This is a genomic window from Shinella sp., assembly GCF_035998705.1.
Taxonomy (GTDB): domain Bacteria; phylum Pseudomonadota; class Alphaproteobacteria; order Rhizobiales; family Rhizobiaceae; genus Shinella.
In genome coordinates, this window is record NZ_DASYHH010000008.1 from 461,515 (window position 1) to 477,565 (window position 16,051).

19 protein-coding genes are annotated in these 16,051 nt (G+C 64.5%); 2 read left to right on the forward strand and 17 right to left on the reverse strand.

Annotation, left to right across the window (positions count from 1 at the left end; translation table 11 throughout):
* Nucleotides 1–11: 11 nt before the first annotated feature.
* Both VGN93_RS05205 and VGN93_RS05210 read right to left on the reverse strand, forming a co-directional pair.
* Nucleotides 12–371, reverse strand: coding sequence for a hypothetical protein (locus VGN93_RS05205; protein ID WP_327506617.1), 360 nt, complete (start codon nt 369–371; stop codon nt 12–14).
* Complete coding sequence (locus VGN93_RS05210; protein ID WP_327506618.1) at nt 371–1,312, reverse strand: nucleoside hydrolase; 942 nt, start codon at nt 1,310–1,312, stop codon at nt 371–373. Before VGN93_RS05210 ends, VGN93_RS05205 begins: the two co-directional genes overlap by 1 nt.
* 179 nt (nt 1,313–1,491) lie before the next feature.
* Between VGN93_RS05210 and VGN93_RS05215 the strand changes: the two genes are divergently transcribed.
* Both VGN93_RS05215 and VGN93_RS05220 read left to right on the forward strand, forming a co-directional pair.
* Nucleotides 1,492–1,923: an Hsp20 family protein gene (locus VGN93_RS05215; RefSeq protein WP_327506619.1), complete on the forward strand. Its 432-nt coding sequence runs from the start codon at nt 1,492–1,494 to the stop codon at nt 1,921–1,923.
* Nucleotides 1,924–2,056: 133 nt separating this feature from the next.
* Complete coding sequence (locus VGN93_RS05220) at nt 2,057–2,314, forward strand: DUF1150 family protein (protein WP_319323808.1); 258 nt, start codon at nt 2,057–2,059, stop codon at nt 2,312–2,314.
* Nucleotides 2,315–2,335: 21 nt separating this feature from the next.
* On the opposite strand, the gene trmB is transcribed toward VGN93_RS05220, so the two are convergent.
* From trmB to trpS, 15 genes are all read right to left on the reverse strand, one after another.
* Nucleotides 2,336–3,037, reverse strand: coding sequence for a tRNA (guanosine(46)-N7)-methyltransferase TrmB (trmB, locus tag VGN93_RS05225; RefSeq protein ID WP_327506620.1), 702 nt, complete (start codon nt 3,035–3,037; stop codon nt 2,336–2,338).
* 7 nt (nt 3,038–3,044) lie between these two features.
* Nucleotides 3,045–4,283, reverse strand: a complete 1,239-nt coding sequence (metK, locus tag VGN93_RS05230; protein ID WP_319323806.1) for a methionine adenosyltransferase — start codon at nt 4,281–4,283, stop codon at nt 3,045–3,047.
* A gap of 204 nt (nt 4,284–4,487) precedes the next feature.
* A complete protein-coding gene (locus VGN93_RS05235) occupies nt 4,488–4,907 on the reverse strand; it encodes a helix-turn-helix domain-containing protein (protein WP_319323805.1) in 420 nt (139 codons plus the stop codon).
* A 152-nt stretch (nt 4,908–5,059) separates the two neighbouring features.
* Entirely contained in the window at nt 5,060–6,643 is a 1,584-nt protein-coding gene (gene lnt / locus VGN93_RS05240) for an apolipoprotein N-acyltransferase (protein ID WP_327506621.1), read from the reverse strand.
* A gap of 116 nt (nt 6,644–6,759) precedes the next feature.
* Nucleotides 6,760–7,908, reverse strand: a complete 1,149-nt coding sequence (locus VGN93_RS05245; RefSeq protein ID WP_327506622.1) for a hemolysin family protein — start codon at nt 7,906–7,908, stop codon at nt 6,760–6,762.
* 9 nt (nt 7,909–7,917) lie between these two features.
* Nucleotides 7,918–8,427: an rRNA maturation RNase YbeY gene (gene ybeY, locus VGN93_RS05250; RefSeq protein WP_319323802.1), complete on the reverse strand. Its 510-nt coding sequence runs from the start codon at nt 8,425–8,427 to the stop codon at nt 7,918–7,920.
* 17 nt (nt 8,428–8,444) lie between these two features.
* On the reverse strand, nt 8,445–9,497 hold the full coding sequence (locus VGN93_RS05255) for a PhoH family protein (protein WP_319323801.1): 1,053 nt from the start codon (nt 9,495–9,497) through the stop codon (nt 8,445–8,447).
* Nucleotides 9,494–10,906 (reverse strand): tRNA (N6-isopentenyl adenosine(37)-C2)-methylthiotransferase MiaB, encoded by a 1,413-nt coding sequence (gene miaB, locus VGN93_RS05260; RefSeq protein WP_327506623.1) that lies wholly within the window; start codon nt 10,904–10,906, stop codon nt 9,494–9,496. Before miaB ends, VGN93_RS05255 begins: the two co-directional genes overlap by 4 nt.
* A 42-nt stretch (nt 10,907–10,948) precedes the next feature.
* Nucleotides 10,949–11,737, reverse strand: coding sequence for a lysophospholipid acyltransferase family protein (locus VGN93_RS05265; RefSeq protein ID WP_327506624.1), 789 nt, complete (start codon nt 11,735–11,737; stop codon nt 10,949–10,951).
* Between the two features lie 250 nt (nt 11,738–11,987).
* Nucleotides 11,988–12,413 carry a Fur family transcriptional regulator gene (locus VGN93_RS05270; RefSeq protein WP_319323798.1) on the reverse strand — a complete coding sequence of 142 codons (426 nt, stop codon included), beginning with the start codon at nt 12,411–12,413 and terminating at the stop codon, nt 11,988–11,990.
* Between the two features lie 38 nt (nt 12,414–12,451).
* Nucleotides 12,452–12,946: a GNAT family N-acetyltransferase gene (locus VGN93_RS05275; protein ID WP_256118071.1), complete on the reverse strand. Its 495-nt coding sequence runs from the start codon at nt 12,944–12,946 to the stop codon at nt 12,452–12,454.
* 3 nt (nt 12,947–12,949) lie between these two features.
* The gene (gene tsaB, locus VGN93_RS05280) at nt 12,950–13,597 is read right to left on the reverse strand and encodes a tRNA (adenosine(37)-N6)-threonylcarbamoyltransferase complex dimerization subunit type 1 TsaB (RefSeq protein ID WP_327506625.1); all 648 of its coding nucleotides are present in this window, start codon (nt 13,595–13,597) and stop codon (nt 12,950–12,952) included.
* A 30-nt stretch (nt 13,598–13,627) separates the two neighbouring features.
* Nucleotides 13,628–14,200 carry a NifU family protein gene (locus VGN93_RS05285; protein ID WP_256118075.1) on the reverse strand — a complete coding sequence of 191 codons (573 nt, stop codon included), beginning with the start codon at nt 14,198–14,200 and terminating at the stop codon, nt 13,628–13,630.
* A 98-nt stretch (nt 14,201–14,298) separates the two neighbouring features.
* Entirely contained in the window at nt 14,299–14,790 is a 492-nt protein-coding gene (locus VGN93_RS05290) for a universal stress protein (RefSeq protein WP_256118076.1), read from the reverse strand.
* A gap of 91 nt (nt 14,791–14,881) precedes the next feature.
* Complete coding sequence (gene trpS / locus VGN93_RS05295; RefSeq protein WP_319323795.1) at nt 14,882–15,949, reverse strand: tryptophan--tRNA ligase; 1,068 nt, start codon at nt 15,947–15,949, stop codon at nt 14,882–14,884.
* Between the last annotated feature and the right edge of the window lie 102 nt (nt 15,950–16,051).

Below are 16,051 nucleotides of genomic sequence, written 5' to 3' on the forward strand. Positions count from 1 at the left end.
CGTTCAGGGACCTATTTTCGCTCCGTCGGCTGCGCTTGCAGCCTTCCGCGGGACCGCGAGCGGCTGGCGCTTGCGAGGCGCTGCGTGGCTTCCTTGAGTTCCAGCTCGGAAAAGAGGCCCTGGTATTCCGGCCGCAGCATCATCGCCTCCATCGAGAGCTCCGCCTTGCCGGCATCGAGCAGGCGCTCCAGACCGGTCGTGCCGGGCTTGAAGACGAGCTCCTTCGCCGCCGCCACGCCGCCGTTGAGCAGCACGAAGCGGCGCAGCAGCACCGGGCGGAAGCCTAGATCGGCGAAGCGGTCGTAGAGGCCCATCATCTCCTTGTGGAAACGACCCTCGGCACCCGGCGCCGCATTGCGGGGGCCGGGCATCAGAGGCGACCGACGCGCTCGGCCAGAAGCGTGAAGAAGCCATCGGCATCGACATCCTTCATGACCCGGGCATTGTGCTTGCGGCCGGTGACCTGCCACCAGTCCACGACGGTCATGCCGACGGTCAAGGGCGAGGCCGTTTCCACCTCGACATTGCAGTCGCGGCCGGAGAACAGGTCCGGCTTCAAGAGATAGGCGACGACCGTCGGATCGTGCAGCGGGCCGCCGTCGGAGCCGTATTTCTCGACGTCGAAGCGCTCGAAGAAATCGAGCATCTCGACCAGGGCTACGGCCGGACGACTGCCGATGGCGCGCAGTTTCGCCACCCGGCTCTTCAGCGTCAGCACCTTGTGGGTCACGTCGAGCGGCATCATGACGATCGGAATGCCGGATTTGAAGACCGCAGCGGCCGCTTCCGGATCGACATAGATGTTGAACTCGGCAGCCGGCGTGATGTTGCCGCCCTCGAAGAAGCCACCGCCCATCATGACAAGTTCGCGCACGCGGCCGGCGATCTCCGGCGCCCGCTCAAGCGCGGTCGCGATGTTCGTCAGCGGCCCGAGCGTGCAGAGCGTCACGGAGCCTGCGGGCTCGCGCTTCAGCGTCTCGATGAGGAAGTCGACGGCATGCTGGTCCTGCAGCGGCATTTGCGGCTCGTGCAGTTCCGGGCCGTCGAGGCCGGTCTTGCCATGCACGTGCTCGGCGGTGACGAGCGGGCGGGCGATCGGCTTGTCGGCGCCGGCGAAAACCTTGATGTCGGTGCGCGCGCAGAATTCAAGGATGATACGGGCATTGGCGGAGGTCCGCGACAGCGGCACGTTGCCGGCGACGGTGGTAATGCCGAGAATCTCGAGTTCGGGGCTGCCGAGCGCCAGCATGATCGCGGCGGCATCGTCCTGGCCGGGATCCGTGTCGATGATGATTTTGCGTGGCTCAGACATGCCCTTGCGTTCCTTGTTTCCTACCTTGCCGCCGACGTTCGGCGGGCGAAGCGGCGACTATATTTGCGAAATCGCCGATCGCAAGCGTCTTGCGCCCCCGCGCCGCAATCACCATATTGCACCCGAAGGGATGCCGAGGTCGGGTCCCCTCACGGTCGCTTGAAGCCAAGGACTAGACGATGTCACGCATGACCCCTTTCACGAGCCCGCTGCTGTTGGGTTTCGACGCCATGGAAAAGACCCTGGAGCGTATCGCCAAGGGTAACGATGGCTATCCCCCCTACAATATCGAGCGGCTGCGGCCGAACGGCGACACGGGCGCGCCCGAACTGCTGCGCATCACGCTCGCCGTCGCGGGTTTTTCGGAAGAAGAGCTCGACGTGACGACGGAGGAAAACCAGCTCGTCATCCGCGGCCGCCAGGTCGACAGCGGCGAGCGGGATTATCTTTACCGCGGCATTGCGGCCCGCCAGTTCCAGCGCACCTTCGTGCTTGCCGATGGCATGCGCGTTTCGGGCGCCGAGCTGAAGAACGGCCTGCTCTCGGTCGATCTCGTGCGGCCGGAACCTATACGAATGGTAAAGAAAATTAACATTTCCGTATCAGACTAGATCATGAGCCGTTCCCGCGGGAACACCCGCCGGATCGTCTCGAGCGTAACCTGATCGCCTGACGCACCGATGGGCCATTGTGGCCGTGGGCGTCCGGTGGCCGGCAAGTGCCGGTATTGCCATGGAGGCAAAGATGGGACTGAAGACTGTAACCCCCAGTGTTTCGAAGGCAGATCTTGCGCATCTCGGCGCAGGCGAAGTCGGCTATATCCGCAAGATGAAGGCGGACGAAGTGTCGCGCGTCTTCCCGGAAGCCCCCGAAATCGACCCGAGCCTTGACCTCTGGGCGCTGTTCGGCGCCGACGGCACGCCGATCCTCTTGACCGACAACCGTTCGAGCACCTTCTACAAGGCGGCCGAGGACGACCTGCGCACCGTCAGCCTGCACTGATACCGGGATTGAAACCTTCCGTCAGGACCGACGGAAGGTGAGATAGGCCGATCCGCGGCCCTCGCGCTTGGCTTTCGCCTCGTAGCGCGTGCCCGGCCAGCCGACAAACGGCGTCAGCCAGTCGACCGCGTTTTCGGCGGTCCATGCGAAAGCGGAATGCGCCCCGCAATGCATCAGCGTCCAGTTGACATAGGTGTCGATGTCGGACGCGAAGCAGAAGAGCCCGCCGGGTTTCAGCACCCGGGCAAAGCGGTCCAGATTGACCCTGGACACGAAGCGCCGCTTCCAATGTTTCTTCTTCGGCCACGGGTCCGGATAGAGCAGGTCGATCTGGTCGATCGAGGCCGCCGGCAGCCAATCCAGAAGCACCGTCGCATCGTCATCATAGAGCCGGATGTTTTTCGCGCCCGTGTCCTCGACGCGGCCGATCAGCTTGGCCATGGAATTGACGAAGGGCTCGACGCCGATGAAGCCCGTCTCCGGCTGCTCCTGCGCGCGACGGATGAGGTGCTCCCCGCCACCGAAACCGATTTCGAGGCGCATGCGGGTCGGCTTGAAATCGTAAAGCGTCGTGATGTCCGCCGGAGCCGGGGTCGAAAGATCGACCTTCAGCTCCGGCAGCAATGTTTCGAGATGCTGCGCCTGCCGCTCCCGCAACGGTTTGCCCTTGCGGCGACCGAAGAAGGCTTCGCTCGCGCGGCTGGGGCGCTCTGCATCGCTCATGGTCGCCTCAGTGCTTCAGCGCGTCCTTGAGGGCCTTGACGAGGTCGAGGCGCTCCCAGGAGAAGGAACCGTCGCGGCCGGCCTTGCGGCCGAAATGCCCATAGGCCGACGTGCGGGCGTAGATCGGCTTGTTGAGGTCGAGATGACGGCGGATGCCCGACGGCGACAGGTCCATGACCTTGCGGATCGCGTCCTCGACGGCGTCTTCGCTGATCTTGCCCGTGCCGTGCAGGTCGACATAGACCGAGAGCGGCTGGGCGACGCCGATGGCATAGGACAGCTGGATCGTGCAGCGATCGGCAAGGCCGGCGGCAACGACGTTCTTGGCGAGGTAGCGTGCGGCATAGGCGGCCGAACGGTCGACCTTGGTCGTGTCCTTGCCGGAAAAGGCGCCGCCGCCGTGGGGTGCCGCACCGCCATAGGTGTCGACGATGATCTTGCGGCCGGTGAGACCGGCGTCGCCATCCGGGCCGCCGATGACGAATTTTCCCGTCGGGTTGATGTACCAGACGCAATCGTCGGCAATCTTCAGGTCGTGCAGCGCTTCGCGGATATAGGGTTCGACGACCGCGCGCACCTTCTTCGAATCCCAGCTTTCATCGAGATGCTGGGTGGACAGAACGATGGAGGCGACGTCGGCCGGCTTGCCGTCGACGTAACGCACGGTCACCTGGCTCTTGGCGTCCGGGCCGAGCTTGGCGGCATCGCCCTCGCCCTTCTTGCGGGCGGTCGCGAGAAGCTGGAGGATGCGGTGCGAATAATAGAGCGGCGCCGGCATCAGTTCCGACGTTTCGCGGCAGGCGTAGCCGAACATGATGCCCTGGTCGCCGGCACCCTCGTCGCCCTGCCTGTCGGAAGCGTTGTCGACGCCCTGGGCGATGTCGGCGGACTGGGAGTGCAGCAGCACCTCGATCTTCGCCGTCTTCCAGTGGAAGCCGTCCTGCTCGTAGCCGATGTCGCGGATCGCCTTGCGGGCGGCCGACTTGAACTTCGAGGGATTGATGACGTCGTTGCCGTCCTTGTCCTTCTTGAGCAGGCTCGGCGGCAGGCGCACTTCGCCGGCGATCACCACGCGGTTGGTCGTCGCAAGCGTCTCGCAGGCAATGCGGACCGACCACGGATCGACCTTCGACTTCACGGCTTCGCGGTAGACCAGATCGACGATTTCGTCGGAGATACGGTCGCACACCTTGTCCGGATGCCCCTCGGCGACGGACTCGCTGGTGAACAGATAGCTGCTGCGCATGCGGGAATTCCCCTCAAAGAAAATGGACTTCGATGTTGTTATTCAGTTCGCGGGGGAAAAACAAGCACAGAAGGACATAAGAATATGTTTATGTCCTTAGCTTTTCGGCGTTTTTACGCCCTTTTCACCACAATAAGAGGGATATGCGCATGCAAAAAGCGGCCCCAGAGGACCGCTCTTTCATCCGTCGCCAGGAAGGATGGACTATTCGATTTCGGCTTCGGCGGCGAGCGCCTTGACGAGATCGACAAGCTTGCGGCGCACCTTGGGATCGCCGATCTTGACGAAGGCCCGGTTGAGCTGCAGGCCCTCGGAGGACGACAGGAAGTCGACCACGTAGTTGGAACTCGAGGCTTCGGCAAAGCCGACCTGCGTGTTCGCGTGATCGCCCGGCGCATCCTCGAAGAAGAACGCGACCGGCACGTTGAGGATGCTGGAAATGTTCTGCAGGCGGCTGGCGCCGACCCGGTTCGTGCCCTTCTCGTATTTCTGGATCTGCTGGAAGGTGATGCCGAGGCTTTCGCCCAGCTTCTCCTGGCTCATGCCGAGCATGGTCCTGCGAAGCCTGATCCGGCTGCCGACATGAATATCGATCGGATTCGGCTTCTTTTTGTTTTCCATCATCACTGTGTGTCCTAACGCGCGGAAATGGCCCCACCCCTTGCCGGCAACCTTAACGAAAACTTAACGTCACGTTGTATGCGCAACCCCTGAAGGTCGCCACAATACAGGAAAACCGCCGGCGGCGTGCACTATGCTATTTTAGGGGTTTTGGGTCAATTCACCCTATTTCTAAAACCAATGCGAGAAATGCTCGCCGCCGCAAAGAGAATAGCCATCACAACCAGAAACCACCAGTTCTGCCACTTTGCCCCCTCGCCGGCGGCAAACCTGCCCGGCAAAGTTGCGTCGACGAAGCCCGGGATATCATGGGCCAGGCCCGAAAGCACCTGCCCCTTGGCATCGACGACGGCCGAAATGCCGTTATTGGCGGCGCGAATCAGTGGCAGCCCCCGCTCGACGGCGCGAAGACGGGCCTGGTGAAAATGCTGGTAAGGGCCCGGCGAGTTACCGAACCAGCCGTCATTCGTGACGTTGAGCAGGGCGGCGGCCATATCGGCCGAGCCGTTGATCTCCGACGGGAAGATCGCCTCGTAGCAGATCAGCGGATAAAAACCCTTGCCGAGCGCGTTCAGAAGCGGGTGCTCGCGAGCGGCGGAAAAGCCGCCCGGCATGGCGACGGCACTCACGCCGAGGCTTTCGAAAAACGCGGCATAGGGCATGTACTCGCCGAAGGGCACGAGATGCACCTTGTCGGCCGCGCCGATGATCTGCCCCTTGCCGTCGATCGTGTAGATGGAATTGTAGTAGCGCGGCGCCTTGCCCGTACCGGCACTTTCCGTGCGCACCGCACCGGCGATCAGCACCTGGTCGTCTGCCAGCACATCGGCGATGCGCACCAGCGCGTCCGGATTGTCCGTCAGGATGAAAGGGATCGAGGTTTCGGGCCAGACGATGATGTCGGGCCGCTTGCCGTCTCCCTCGGGTGCCGCGGCACTCAGCGACAGATGGCGCTCGAAGATTTGCGCGCGTGCCGAATCATCGAGCTTCATCGCCTGGTCGATCACCGGCTGGACGAGGCGGATGACGGTCGTCTCGCTCTCCGGCGTCGGCACCAGGTTGAGGGCGTAGTAGCCATAGCCGACATGGGCCGTGAAGAGCAGCGTGGCGAGCGTCAGGCCGACGCCGCGGCCACGACGGGTGCCGATGAGCGCCGGGGCGGCGAAGACGAAGACGGCGAGCGCATTGATGCCCGCGATGCCGAGCACACCGGCGGACTGCATGAGGAGCGGCACGGGCATGGCGCCATAACCGACGGCGTTCCAGGGAAAGCCGGTGAAGAGCGTGCCGCGCAGCCACTCGCCGATGCCGAAGGCGAAGGCGAGTGCCGCGATGCGACCCATGCCGTCCGACCAGAACAGCCGGGCGAGCGCCGTGGCGAAACCGTAATAGAGCGCGAGGAAGGCCGGCAGGCCGAAGACTGCGAGCGGCAGGGCCCAGGCGAAATCGTCCGCCTCGACGAGCAGCGCATTGCCGAGCCACCACAGGCCGCCGACGAAATAGCCGAAGCCGAAGAACCAGCCGATGCGGAAGGCGGGCGCGAGCCGCCGCAGGAAGCCTGCGCCGGGGGCCGCGGTCGCGCCATCGAGCAGCCAGACGAGCAGCGTGAAGGACACGAAAAGGGCGGCGAAGAAACCGAAGGGCGGCAGCGCCAGAACCCCGATCAAGCCCGCAAGAAATGCCGCAAGCGCCCGTCTCGTTCCAGACAGGAGCATGACCGTGCCCGCGAGCCGCTCCATGCCGTCCCCTTTTTTCCCCGAATCAGCCGGCGCCAGTCTTCCAAAAAACCAACGCCTTGTCCCGCTTTACGGCGGAGCAAGGCGTGGGTCACTTCAAAAGACAGGATCGGGGCGGCCTATTCGGCATTCGCCCCGTCATTTTGTTGCTCCGGCACCTTCGGCCGATCGGCGGCAAGGCCGGGCGCTTCGCCTTCCGCCTTGCGCTCGCGGCGGCGGACGGAGCCGGCGCGCTTGCGCGTGACGCGCACCCGCTTGACGCGGCGCGGATCGGCATCGAGCACGTGGAATTCGAAGCCCGGCACCGCCTGCACCACCTCGCCGCGCACCGGAATACGCCCCAGCGAGGCGAAGATCAGGCCGCCCAGCGTATCGGCATCCTCAAGCTGGTCGCGGATGTCGAAATCCGGGCCGATCACCTCGGCAAGCTCTTCGAGCTCGACACGGGCATCGGCGATGAAAACATCGTCGCTGACGCGCTGGATCATCGCCTCGTCGTCGTCGTGTTCGTCCTCGATATCGCCGACGACCATCTCGACGATGTCCTCCAGCGAGGCGAGGCCATCCGTGCCGCCATATTCGTCGATGACCAGCGCCATCTGCGTGCGATCGGCCTGCATGCGCGCCATCAGGTCGGCGGCGAGCATGGAGGGCGGCACGAAGAGAACCTGGCGGATGATGCCGGCCTCGGCAACCGTCTTCGACAGATCGACGCGGCCGAGGTCGAATTCCGCCTTCGGCGCACGCGCCGGCTTTTCGCCATTGGCGGGAGCAGCCTTCGCGCTGGTGCGGCGCTTGTTGCGGGCCTGTTTGGTGACATAGGCGAGGAGGTCGCGGATATGGACCATGCCGCGCGGATCGTCGAGGCTCTCATTGTAGACCGGCATGCGCGAGCGGCCGGAATCCTCGAAGATCACCATCAGTTCGGCGATCGTGATGTCCTGGTCGACGGCCTCGATATCGGCACGCGGCACCATGACGTCCTCGACCCGCACCTCGCGGAAACGAAGAATGTTGTGCAGCATCGCGCGCTCTTCGGGCGCGAAGGCAGGCTCGCCGCCCTCGTCCTCCGTCATCAGGGCCGCTGCAAGGTCCTTGCGCAGGCTGGAGGCGCCCGTCATGCGCCAAAGGCGGGCGGCGCGGGACCATAAGGATGATCGGCCCCCGCTTTCCTGCCTCGACGCGCTGCTACTACTGCCCGCCTCGTCACTTGAGGCGTCAGCCTCGCTCTTTTCCGTCGCTACCGACTGGTTTCTGAAGTCGCTCATTGGTCCAAACTATTCATCGGGGCCATCCCCGTACGGGTCAGATAGGCCAAGCTCGGCAAGAATGCGAGTCTCGAGCCCCTCCATTTTTTCCGCTTCGTCGTCTTCCATGTGATCATAGCCGAAGAGATGCAGAAATCCATGCACCAGGAGATGCGTGAGATGATCGTCGAAAGATTTGCCGAGTTCGACCGCCTCGCGGCTCAGCGTCTCCTGCGCAAAGATGATATCACCGAGCATCGGTCCCGGCATTTTGCCGGGCGTCAGCGGGAAGGCAGGGAAGGACAAAACGTTGGTCGGCTTGTCCTGGCTGCGCCATTCGGCATTGACGCCGCGGATTTCGGCGTCGCTGGTGAAGACCAGCGAGACTTCCGGCGCGCCCGCCTTCGGGAAAGGCTGCTTTTCCTCGCGCACGAGAAATTTCGCCGCAGCGCCGAGAACCTGCTCGCTCAACGCGCGCAAAACCTCTTCAGAGGGCCATGTGCCCTCTTCTATGGAAATCTGGATGTCGAGTTCGCTCATCGGACTTTTGAACCGCCTCAGCGGTCCATCTGCTCGCTTTCGTCGTGCACGGCCGTCTGGGCTTCATAGGCCCGGACGATGCGCGCGACCATCGGATGGCGCACGACATCGGCATCCTTGAAGCGGACAACCGAGACACCCTCGACATCCTTGAGGATCTGCAGGGCCTCGACGAGGCCGGACTTGACGCCGCGCGGCAGGTCGACCTGGCTCGGATCGCCGGTGACGATCATGCGGCCGTTTTCGCCGAGACGCGTCAGGAACATCTTCATCTGCATCGCGGTCGTGTTCTGCGCCTCGTCGAGGATGACCGCTGCATTGGCGAGCGTGCGGCCGCGCATGAAGGCGAGCGGCGCGATTTCGATGACGCCGGCGGTGATGGCGCGCTCGACCTTGTCGCCCGGCATCATGTCGTAGAGCGCGTCGTAGAGCGGCCTCAGATACGGATCGACCTTCTCCTTCATGTCGCCAGGCAGGAAGCCGAGGCGCTCGCCGGCTTCGACGGCCGGACGGGAGAGGACGATGCGGTCGACGGCGCCGCGCTCCAGAAGCTGGGCGGCATGCGCCACGGCGAGATAGGTCTTGCCGGTGCCGGCCGGGCCGACGCCGAAGACCAGCTCCGACCGCTCCAGCGCGCGGATATAGGCATCCTGCATCGGCGTGCGGGCGGCGATCGTCTTCTTGCGGGTGGAAATCTGCGCCATGGTCAGCTTGGCCTTGCGCTCCATGGTGGGCAGCGAAAGCTGGTCGTCGGCTGCGATCGCCATGCGGATCGCGCCTTCGACATCGGAAAGCTCGATCGAACCGCCGCCTTGCAGGCGTCCGTAGAGGTAATCGAGCGCGCGGCGGGCCTGGCTGGTCGCCACCACGTCGCCGGAGATCGAGACGGAATTGCCGCGGGCGCGGGCATCGATGCCGAGGCGCTGCTCGATGAGCTTGAGATGCTGGTCGAACTGGCCGAAGAGCTCGCTTGCGTATCGGTTGTTCTCGAAAGTCAGCACGAAGTGATTGGCGTCGGTCTGGGTCTTCGACTGGCGCGGCGATGACGTCATCAACTCGTGTCCGTTCAAGCGGTCGTGCTCCTTGCGGTTAAGCCCGTCACCTCGATCGCTTCGGCGAAGAGGCTGTTGGGGCCGGCATCCGTGATTCGTACCCTGATAATGTCACCGATTTCCGACGCTTTTGCATCAACATTCACAGGCTGCAGCCAGGGCGACCGGCCGACGAGCTGTCCGGGCATGCGTCCGGGCTTCTCCAGGAGCAGGTCGATCTCCTTGCCGATGCAGGTGCGCGCGAATTCGCGTTGCTGGCGAAACAGCAAAGCCTGCAATCTTTCAAGGCGTTCCGACTTCACATCCTCCGCGACATGCCCGTCCATCTCCGCACCCGGCGTGCCGGGACGGATCGAATATTTGAACGAAAATGCCTGTGCATAACCGACCGTCTCGATGAGGCGCATCGTGTCTTCGAAGTCCTGGTCGGTCTCGCCGGGGAAGCCGACGATGAAATCGCCCGAGATCGCAAGCTCCGGCTGGATGGCGCGGATGCGTTCGATGAGGGCGATGTATTCGGCCGCCGTGTGCCGCCGGTTCATGGCTTTGAGGATGCGGTCGGAGCCGGACTGCACCGGCAGATGCAGGTAGGGCATCAGCTTCGGCAGGTCGCGGTGCGCCTCGACGAGGCGGTCATCCATGTCGCGCGGGTGGCTGGTCGTATAGCGCAGGCGCGCGAGGCCCTCGATTTCGGCGAGGCGATAGAGCAGGTCGCCAAGCCCCCATTCAGCGCCGTCCGGGCCGAGGCCGTGCCAGGCATTGACGTTCTGGCCGAGCAGCGTGATTTCGCGCACGCCGCCATCCACCAGCCGTTCGGCTTCCGCGACGATCTGCGAAACGGGGCGGGAGACTTCGGAGCCGCGCGTATAGGGCACCACGCAGAAGGTACAGAACTTGTCGCAGCCCTCCTGCACGGTGAGGAAGGCGGTGACGCCGCGGGCGCGGGTCTTGGCCTTTTCCGGTGCCGGCAGGTGCTCGAACTTGTCCTCGATCGCATAATCCGTCTCGACGACGCGTTCGCCGCCCTTGGCGCGGCGTAGCGCGTCCGGCAGGCGGTGATAGGTCTGCGGCCCGATGACGAGATCGACGGCGGGCGCGCGGCGCAGGATTTCCTTGCCCTCGGCCTGGGCGACGCAGCCGGTGACGCCGATCACCATCTCGCGGCCGTCCTTGGCGCGCGCCTTCTTCATGTCGCGCAGGCGGCCGAGCTCGGAATAGACCTTTTCCGCCGCCTTCTCGCGGATATGACAGGTGTTGAGGAGGATGAGGTCCGCCTCCTCCAGCACGTCCGTCGCCTCGTAGCCGTCCTTCGAGAGCGCATCCGTCATGCGCTCGCTGTCATAGACGTTCATCTGACAGCCATAGGTCTTCACGAAGACCTTGCGGGTGTTGCTCATGACAGGCGGGGAAAGGGTTTGTTCGCTCATGGCCGCTTCCATAGGGCAAAAAGCCCGGAAAATGAAGCCCCGTTAGCGACCACGCAGGCGCGCGCCCAGCATGGAGCGGATGCGCGCCTCGACGTCGCGGCTGACCTGCTTGCGGTTGCTTGCGCGTGTGTAGTCGACGCGCTCGCCGAAATCGACATCGACGTCCACCGCGCCTTCCCGCGCCACGCCGAGCAGATGCGGCAGGAGCTCGATATCGCCCGGCCAGGCGGCGAGCGGCCGGTGGAAGCGGCCCATCGCCATGCCGTGCACGCCGGTATAGGCGATGGAGACGGGCTGGATATGCACGACGCCATCGGGTGCATGGGGCACGGCGGAGGCGGCGGCGCCGAACAGCGAGGTCTTGATCTCCATCAGCCGATTGCCGTCCGAAGTCGTGCCCTCCGGGAAGAGCACGACGATTTCGCCATCCGTCAGGCGGCGGGCGATCTCGTTCACCTGGTCGCCGGTCTTCTGGCGCTGCTCGCGCTCGACGAAGATCGTCGCCTGAAGGCGCGCGAGCACGCCGAAGACCGGCCAGTCGCGCACTTCGGCTTTCGCGATATAGACGACGTCGGCGACCGAACCGAGCACCATGATGTCCTTCCACGAGGCGTGGTTTGCGGCGATCAGCAGCGGACGGCTGGGCTCCATCACACCATGAACCCGGACCTTCAGACCGAGCACACGGCAGGCGACGCGATGCCAGAGGCGCGGGATGCGGCGGCGGATCTTCAGGTTGAAGCGCAGGCCGACGAGCTGGATCGGCAGCAGGACCAGCGTGACCACGACAAGGGTGACAAGCGCGATGGCGAGGCGGAGCCAGGTGATCAAAGGATCACCGGCGGGTGGACGAAAATCTCGCCTGGCGCAAGACGGCTACCCCTCTCTGCCCTGCCGGGCATCTCCCCCTCAAGGGGGGAGATTGCGTGGAGCAGCGTTCCACGCATCTTGAACGATTCAGGTTTGTCGAGGTTCTGGCGCCTTGCCGATCTCCCCCCTTGAGGGGGAGATGCCCGGCAGGGCAGAGGGGGGTGCAGCGGCACGGAACGAAGCGACCCGGGACGAGTGGTTAGGGCTCGCCTCACTCGCCCTCCTTGAGAGGAACGCCGTAGAGTTCCAGGCGGTGATCGACGAGGCGGAAACCGTGCTCGCGCGCGATGCGCTCCTGCAAGGCCTCGATTTCCGGCGAATGGAACTCGATCACCTGGCCATTCTTGAGGTCGATCAGGTGGTCGTGGTGTTCGTCCGGCACCGTCTCGTAGCGCGAGCGGCCATCACGAAAATCATGCCGCTCGATGATGCCGGCATCCTCGAACAGCTTCACCGTGCGGTAGACGGTCGAGATGGAGATGCGTGCATCGACCGCGGACGAGCGGCGATACAGCTCTTCCACATCCGGATGGTCGGCCGAGCCCTCGAGCACGCGCGCGATGACGCGGCGCTGCTCGGTCATGCGCATGCCGCGCTCGACACAAAGGTCTTCCAGCGATTTCTCGACTTCCGTCATCGGACCCGCCCTCGTTCGTTCAGCCGTCGATACGGGAACTAGCGAAGATCGCGCCGCAAGACAAGCGCCGTGGACCGGCGGCCATCGGCCGCGGCATAATAGGCCTTGCGCTCGCCGACCTTGGCGAAGCCGAGCTTGGCATAGAGCCCGCGGGCAGCGACATTGCCCTCGTCGACCTCCAGGAAAATATCCTCCGCGCCGCGCATCTTCGCCTCGCGCAGCGCCGCCTGCATCAGCCGCCAGCCGAGCCCGGCGCGCTCGAAGCGCTGGTCGACGCCGATGGTCAGGATTTCCGCCTCGCCGGCCGTGGCGCGCACCAGCACGAAGCCTCCGGCCACGCGGCCGAGCGCGCCTTCCTTCAGCGCCAGGAAGCCGAAGACCGGCTCCTGCGACAGCAGGGAATGGAACTCGCCATCATTCCACGGCTGGGAAAACCGGGCGCGGTGCAGCACCGCGGCAAGGCCGGCATCGGCCGTTTCCAGCGGAAAGATATCGAAGGCAGGCTTGCGGGTGAAATAGTCGGTGAGCGCCATGGCTCACGCCCTCCGGATCGCGAAGCCCGCCTGCGGCTTGGCATCGGGACCGCGCAGATAAAGTGGCTTCGGCAGGTGTTCCGCCGGGTCGAGACGGGCGCCGAGCCGGGCAACGGTGGCGATGGACACGCTGTCGGTCCCCTGCTCGGCGCCGTCGCGCAGCAGGGCGGCGGCGGAGCCGACAATCGCGCCGTCATGGCCGACCGCCAGGCGACGCGCCTCCTCCACGGAGGCGATCGACGGCGGCGACAGCGCGGCGCCGTCGGCGGCGAAGGCTTGCCAGTAGACCTCGTCGCGCTTGGCATCCATCGCGACCAGCAGGGGCGTTCCCGCTCCCCGGTCGGCGGCAAGCGCCGCAAGGGTCGAGACGCCGACCGCAGGCACGCCGAGCGCCAGCGCCAGGCCGCGCGCGGCGGCGACACCGACGCGGATGCCGGTGAAGGAGCCGGGGCCGACGGTGACTGCGATCCGGTCGATGTCCTGCAAGGTGATGCCGGCGGCATCGAGCGTCGTATCGACGAAATCCATCAGCCGCTCGGCATGGCCGCGGCCGATATCGGCGCCGGCGGCGCCGAGGATCCTGTCCTCATCGGAATGATAAAGCGCCGCGTAACAACCGGTGCCCGCCGTATCGATCGCCAGAACGATCATGCCGGGCATCCAGGATTCGCGGGGCAGGCCTTACATGACGGCTTCAACTTCCTGCACTTCCGGTACGAAATGGCGGAGAAGGTTCTGCACGCCGTGCTTCAACGTCGCCGTCGATGACGGGCAACCCGAGCAGGCACCCTTCATGTTGAGGTAGACGACGCCATCGCGGAAGCCCTTGAAGGTGATGTCGCCGCCATCCTGCGCCACGGCCGGGCGCACGCGGGTGTCGAGCAGTTCCTTGATCGTCGCGACGATCGTCTCGTCGCCCGCCTCGAAGAACTCGCCCTCTTCCGGATCATCGCTGGCACCGAGCGCGCCGCTCGCCACGACCGGCTGGCCGGACATGAAATGTTCCATGATGTTGCCGAGGATGGCCGGCTTCATATGCTGCCAGTCGGCGTCGTCCTTGGTGACGGTGATGAAATCATAGCCGAGGAACACGCCCTTGACGCCCGGAACGCCGAACAGCCGGGCGGCAAGCGGCGACGCGGCGCGCGCTTCCGTCTCGTCGCGGAACTCGGCCGTGCCGCTCTCCAGCACCACCTTGCCCGGCAGAAACTTCAGGGTCGACGGGTTCGGCGTCGCTTCGGTCTGGATGAACATCTTTCTCTCCGTGCGGCCAGGCACTTCGGTCGGCCAGAATACTTAGAATGGTTCAAAAGAAGATAGGCGTTTCCACGCCACTCTTCAAGACCAAAGGATCAGCTCAAAGCGTCCAGTTCCTCGTCGGAAAGCTGGTCCGGGATGACCGTTACCGGGATCGGGAAAGCCTGTCCGCGGCTTGCCAGCGACGAGACCAGCGGCCCCGGCCCTTCCTTGGCGGATCCTGCGGCCAGAACGAGGATCGCTATGTCGCGGTCCTCCTCGATCAGCCCGTTGATGGCTTCGCTCGCGACACCCTCGCGAATAACCATTTCCGGCTCGATGCCGATCGATTCGCGCAGCGCCTGCGCCGCCTTGGTGAGGACAGATTCCGCTTCCTCGCGCGCTTCCGCCCGCATGATCTCCTCGACACCCAGCCATTGCTGGAAGTCGCCGTTGGCGATCACATAGAGCAGGACCACGCCGCCATTGGAATTCTTCGCCCGGCTTCCCGCATAGTGGACGGCGCGCTGGCATTCCGGCGTGTCGTCGATGACCGCCAGAAACTTCCGGCGGTGGCCTTCAAGGCGGGAAAGTCGTCGAGAAACCATGCGGCCCCTATTCTTTGATTCCTACGCAATTCCGGACGCAAAACCGCTTCACACTTTTGCTGGAATTGCTTCACGACGTTTCAGGGCGACCTTACTGCACAAAACCGATGATGTCGCGAACTTCCTTCATCGTCTTTTCGGCGCGCGCACGGGCCCGTTCGCCGCCATCGCGCAGGATGCCGTCGATATGGGTCGTGTCGTCCATCAGGCGGCGCATCTCGTCGGTGATCGGCGAGAGCACGGCGACCGAGAGATCGATGAGCGCCGGCTTGAAAACGGAAAACTGCTGGCCGCCATACTCGGCAAGCACGTCCGCCTTGCTCTTGTCGGAGAGCGCGGCATAGATGCCGACGAGGTTGTCCGCCTCCGGGCGGCCCTTCAGGCCTTCGACCTCGCTTGGAAGCGCGTCCGGGTCGGTCTTCGCCTTGCGGACCTTCTTGGTGATCGTGTCGGCATCGTCGGTGAGGTTGATGCGCGAGAGATCGGAGGCATCCGACTTCGACATCTTCTTCGTGCCGTCGCGCAGGCTCATGACGCGGGGCGCGGGGCCACCGATCAGGGGCTCGACCATCGGGAAATAGGCGTGCACCGGCTCGTCGCCGACGAGGGTGTCGACACCGGTGCCGGCCCGGCGGATATGGTCGCCGAAGTCGATGTTGAACTTTTGGGCGATGTCGCGAGTCAGTTCCAGGTGCTGCTTCTGGTCGTCGCCGACAGGCACATGAGTGGCGCGGTAGACGAGGATGTCGGCGGCCATCAGGCTCGGATAGGCGAGCAGGCCGAGCGAGACCTGTTCGGCATTCTTGCCGCCGGTCTTGTCCTTGAACTGCGTCATGCGCTCCATCCAGCCGATGCGCGCCACGCAGTTGAAGATCCAGGCGAGTTCGGAATGCTGCGGCACGGCCGACTGGTTGAAGACGATGTGCTTCGTCGGGTCGATGCCGGACGCGATGAAGGCGGCGGCGATCGAGCGGATCTGGCCGCGCATGTCCTCATGCACGAGCTGCGCCGTCAGCGCATGCAGGTCGACGACGCAGTAGATGCAGTCGTTATCGGCCTGCAGCGCCACGAACTTGCGGATCGCGCCAAGATAGTTGCCGAGGTGGAGATTGCCGGTCGGCTGGACGCCGGAGAAGACGAGAGGCTTGAATGCGCTCATGACGGTGTTCCTTCAGGCGGGTGGAGGGCCTGATCCTGTTGCTGATCTGGTGGCGCTTATGCACGCCACCGCGGCATGGATCAAGAGGGGGAAAGCCGCGCG

Coding starts and splice junctions, on each gene's coding strand:
- VGN93_RS05205 (WP_327506617.1), bottom strand. CDS start 371: ATGCCCGGCCCCCGCAATGCGGCGCCGGGTGCCGAGGGTCGTTTCCAC.
- VGN93_RS05210 (WP_327506618.1), bottom strand. CDS start 1,312: ATGTCTGAGCCACGCAAAATCATCATCGACACGGATCCCGGCCAGGAC.
- VGN93_RS05215 (WP_327506619.1), top strand. CDS start 1,492: ATGTCACGCATGACCCCTTTCACGAGCCCGCTGCTGTTGGGTTTCGAC.
- VGN93_RS05220 (WP_319323808.1), top strand. CDS start 2,057: ATGGGACTGAAGACTGTAACCCCCAGTGTTTCGAAGGCAGATCTTGCG.
- trmB (WP_327506620.1), bottom strand. CDS start 3,037: ATGAGCGATGCAGAGCGCCCCAGCCGCGCGAGCGAAGCCTTCTTCGGT.
- metK (WP_319323806.1), bottom strand. CDS start 4,283: ATGCGCAGCAGCTATCTGTTCACCAGCGAGTCCGTCGCCGAGGGGCAT.
- VGN93_RS05235 (WP_319323805.1), bottom strand. CDS start 4,907: ATGATGGAAAACAAAAAGAAGCCGAATCCGATCGATATTCATGTCGGC.
- lnt (WP_327506621.1), bottom strand. CDS start 6,643: ATGGAGCGGCTCGCGGGCACGGTCATGCTCCTGTCTGGAACGAGACGG.
- VGN93_RS05245 (WP_327506622.1), bottom strand. CDS start 7,908: ATGAGCGACTTCAGAAACCAGTCGGTAGCGACGGAAAAGAGCGAGGCT.
- ybeY (WP_319323802.1), bottom strand. CDS start 8,427: ATGAGCGAACTCGACATCCAGATTTCCATAGAAGAGGGCACATGGCCC.
- miaB (WP_327506623.1), bottom strand. CDS start 10,906: ATGAGCGAACAAACCCTTTCCCCGCCTGTCATGAGCAACACCCGCAAG.
- VGN93_RS05270 (WP_319323798.1), bottom strand. CDS start 12,413: ATGACGGAAGTCGAGAAATCGCTGGAAGACCTTTGTGTCGAGCGCGGC.
- VGN93_RS05275 (WP_256118071.1), bottom strand. CDS start 12,946: ATGGCGCTCACCGACTATTTCACCCGCAAGCCTGCCTTCGATATCTTT.
- tsaB (WP_327506625.1), bottom strand. CDS start 13,597: ATGATCGTTCTGGCGATCGATACGGCGGGCACCGGTTGTTACGCGGCG.
- VGN93_RS05285 (WP_256118075.1), bottom strand. CDS start 14,200: ATGTTCATCCAGACCGAAGCGACGCCGAACCCGTCGACCCTGAAGTTT.
- VGN93_RS05290 (WP_256118076.1), bottom strand. CDS start 14,790: ATGGTTTCTCGACGACTTTCCCGCCTTGAAGGCCACCGCCGGAAGTTT.
- trpS (WP_319323795.1), bottom strand. CDS start 15,949: ATGAGCGCATTCAAGCCTCTCGTCTTCTCCGGCGTCCAGCCGACCGGC.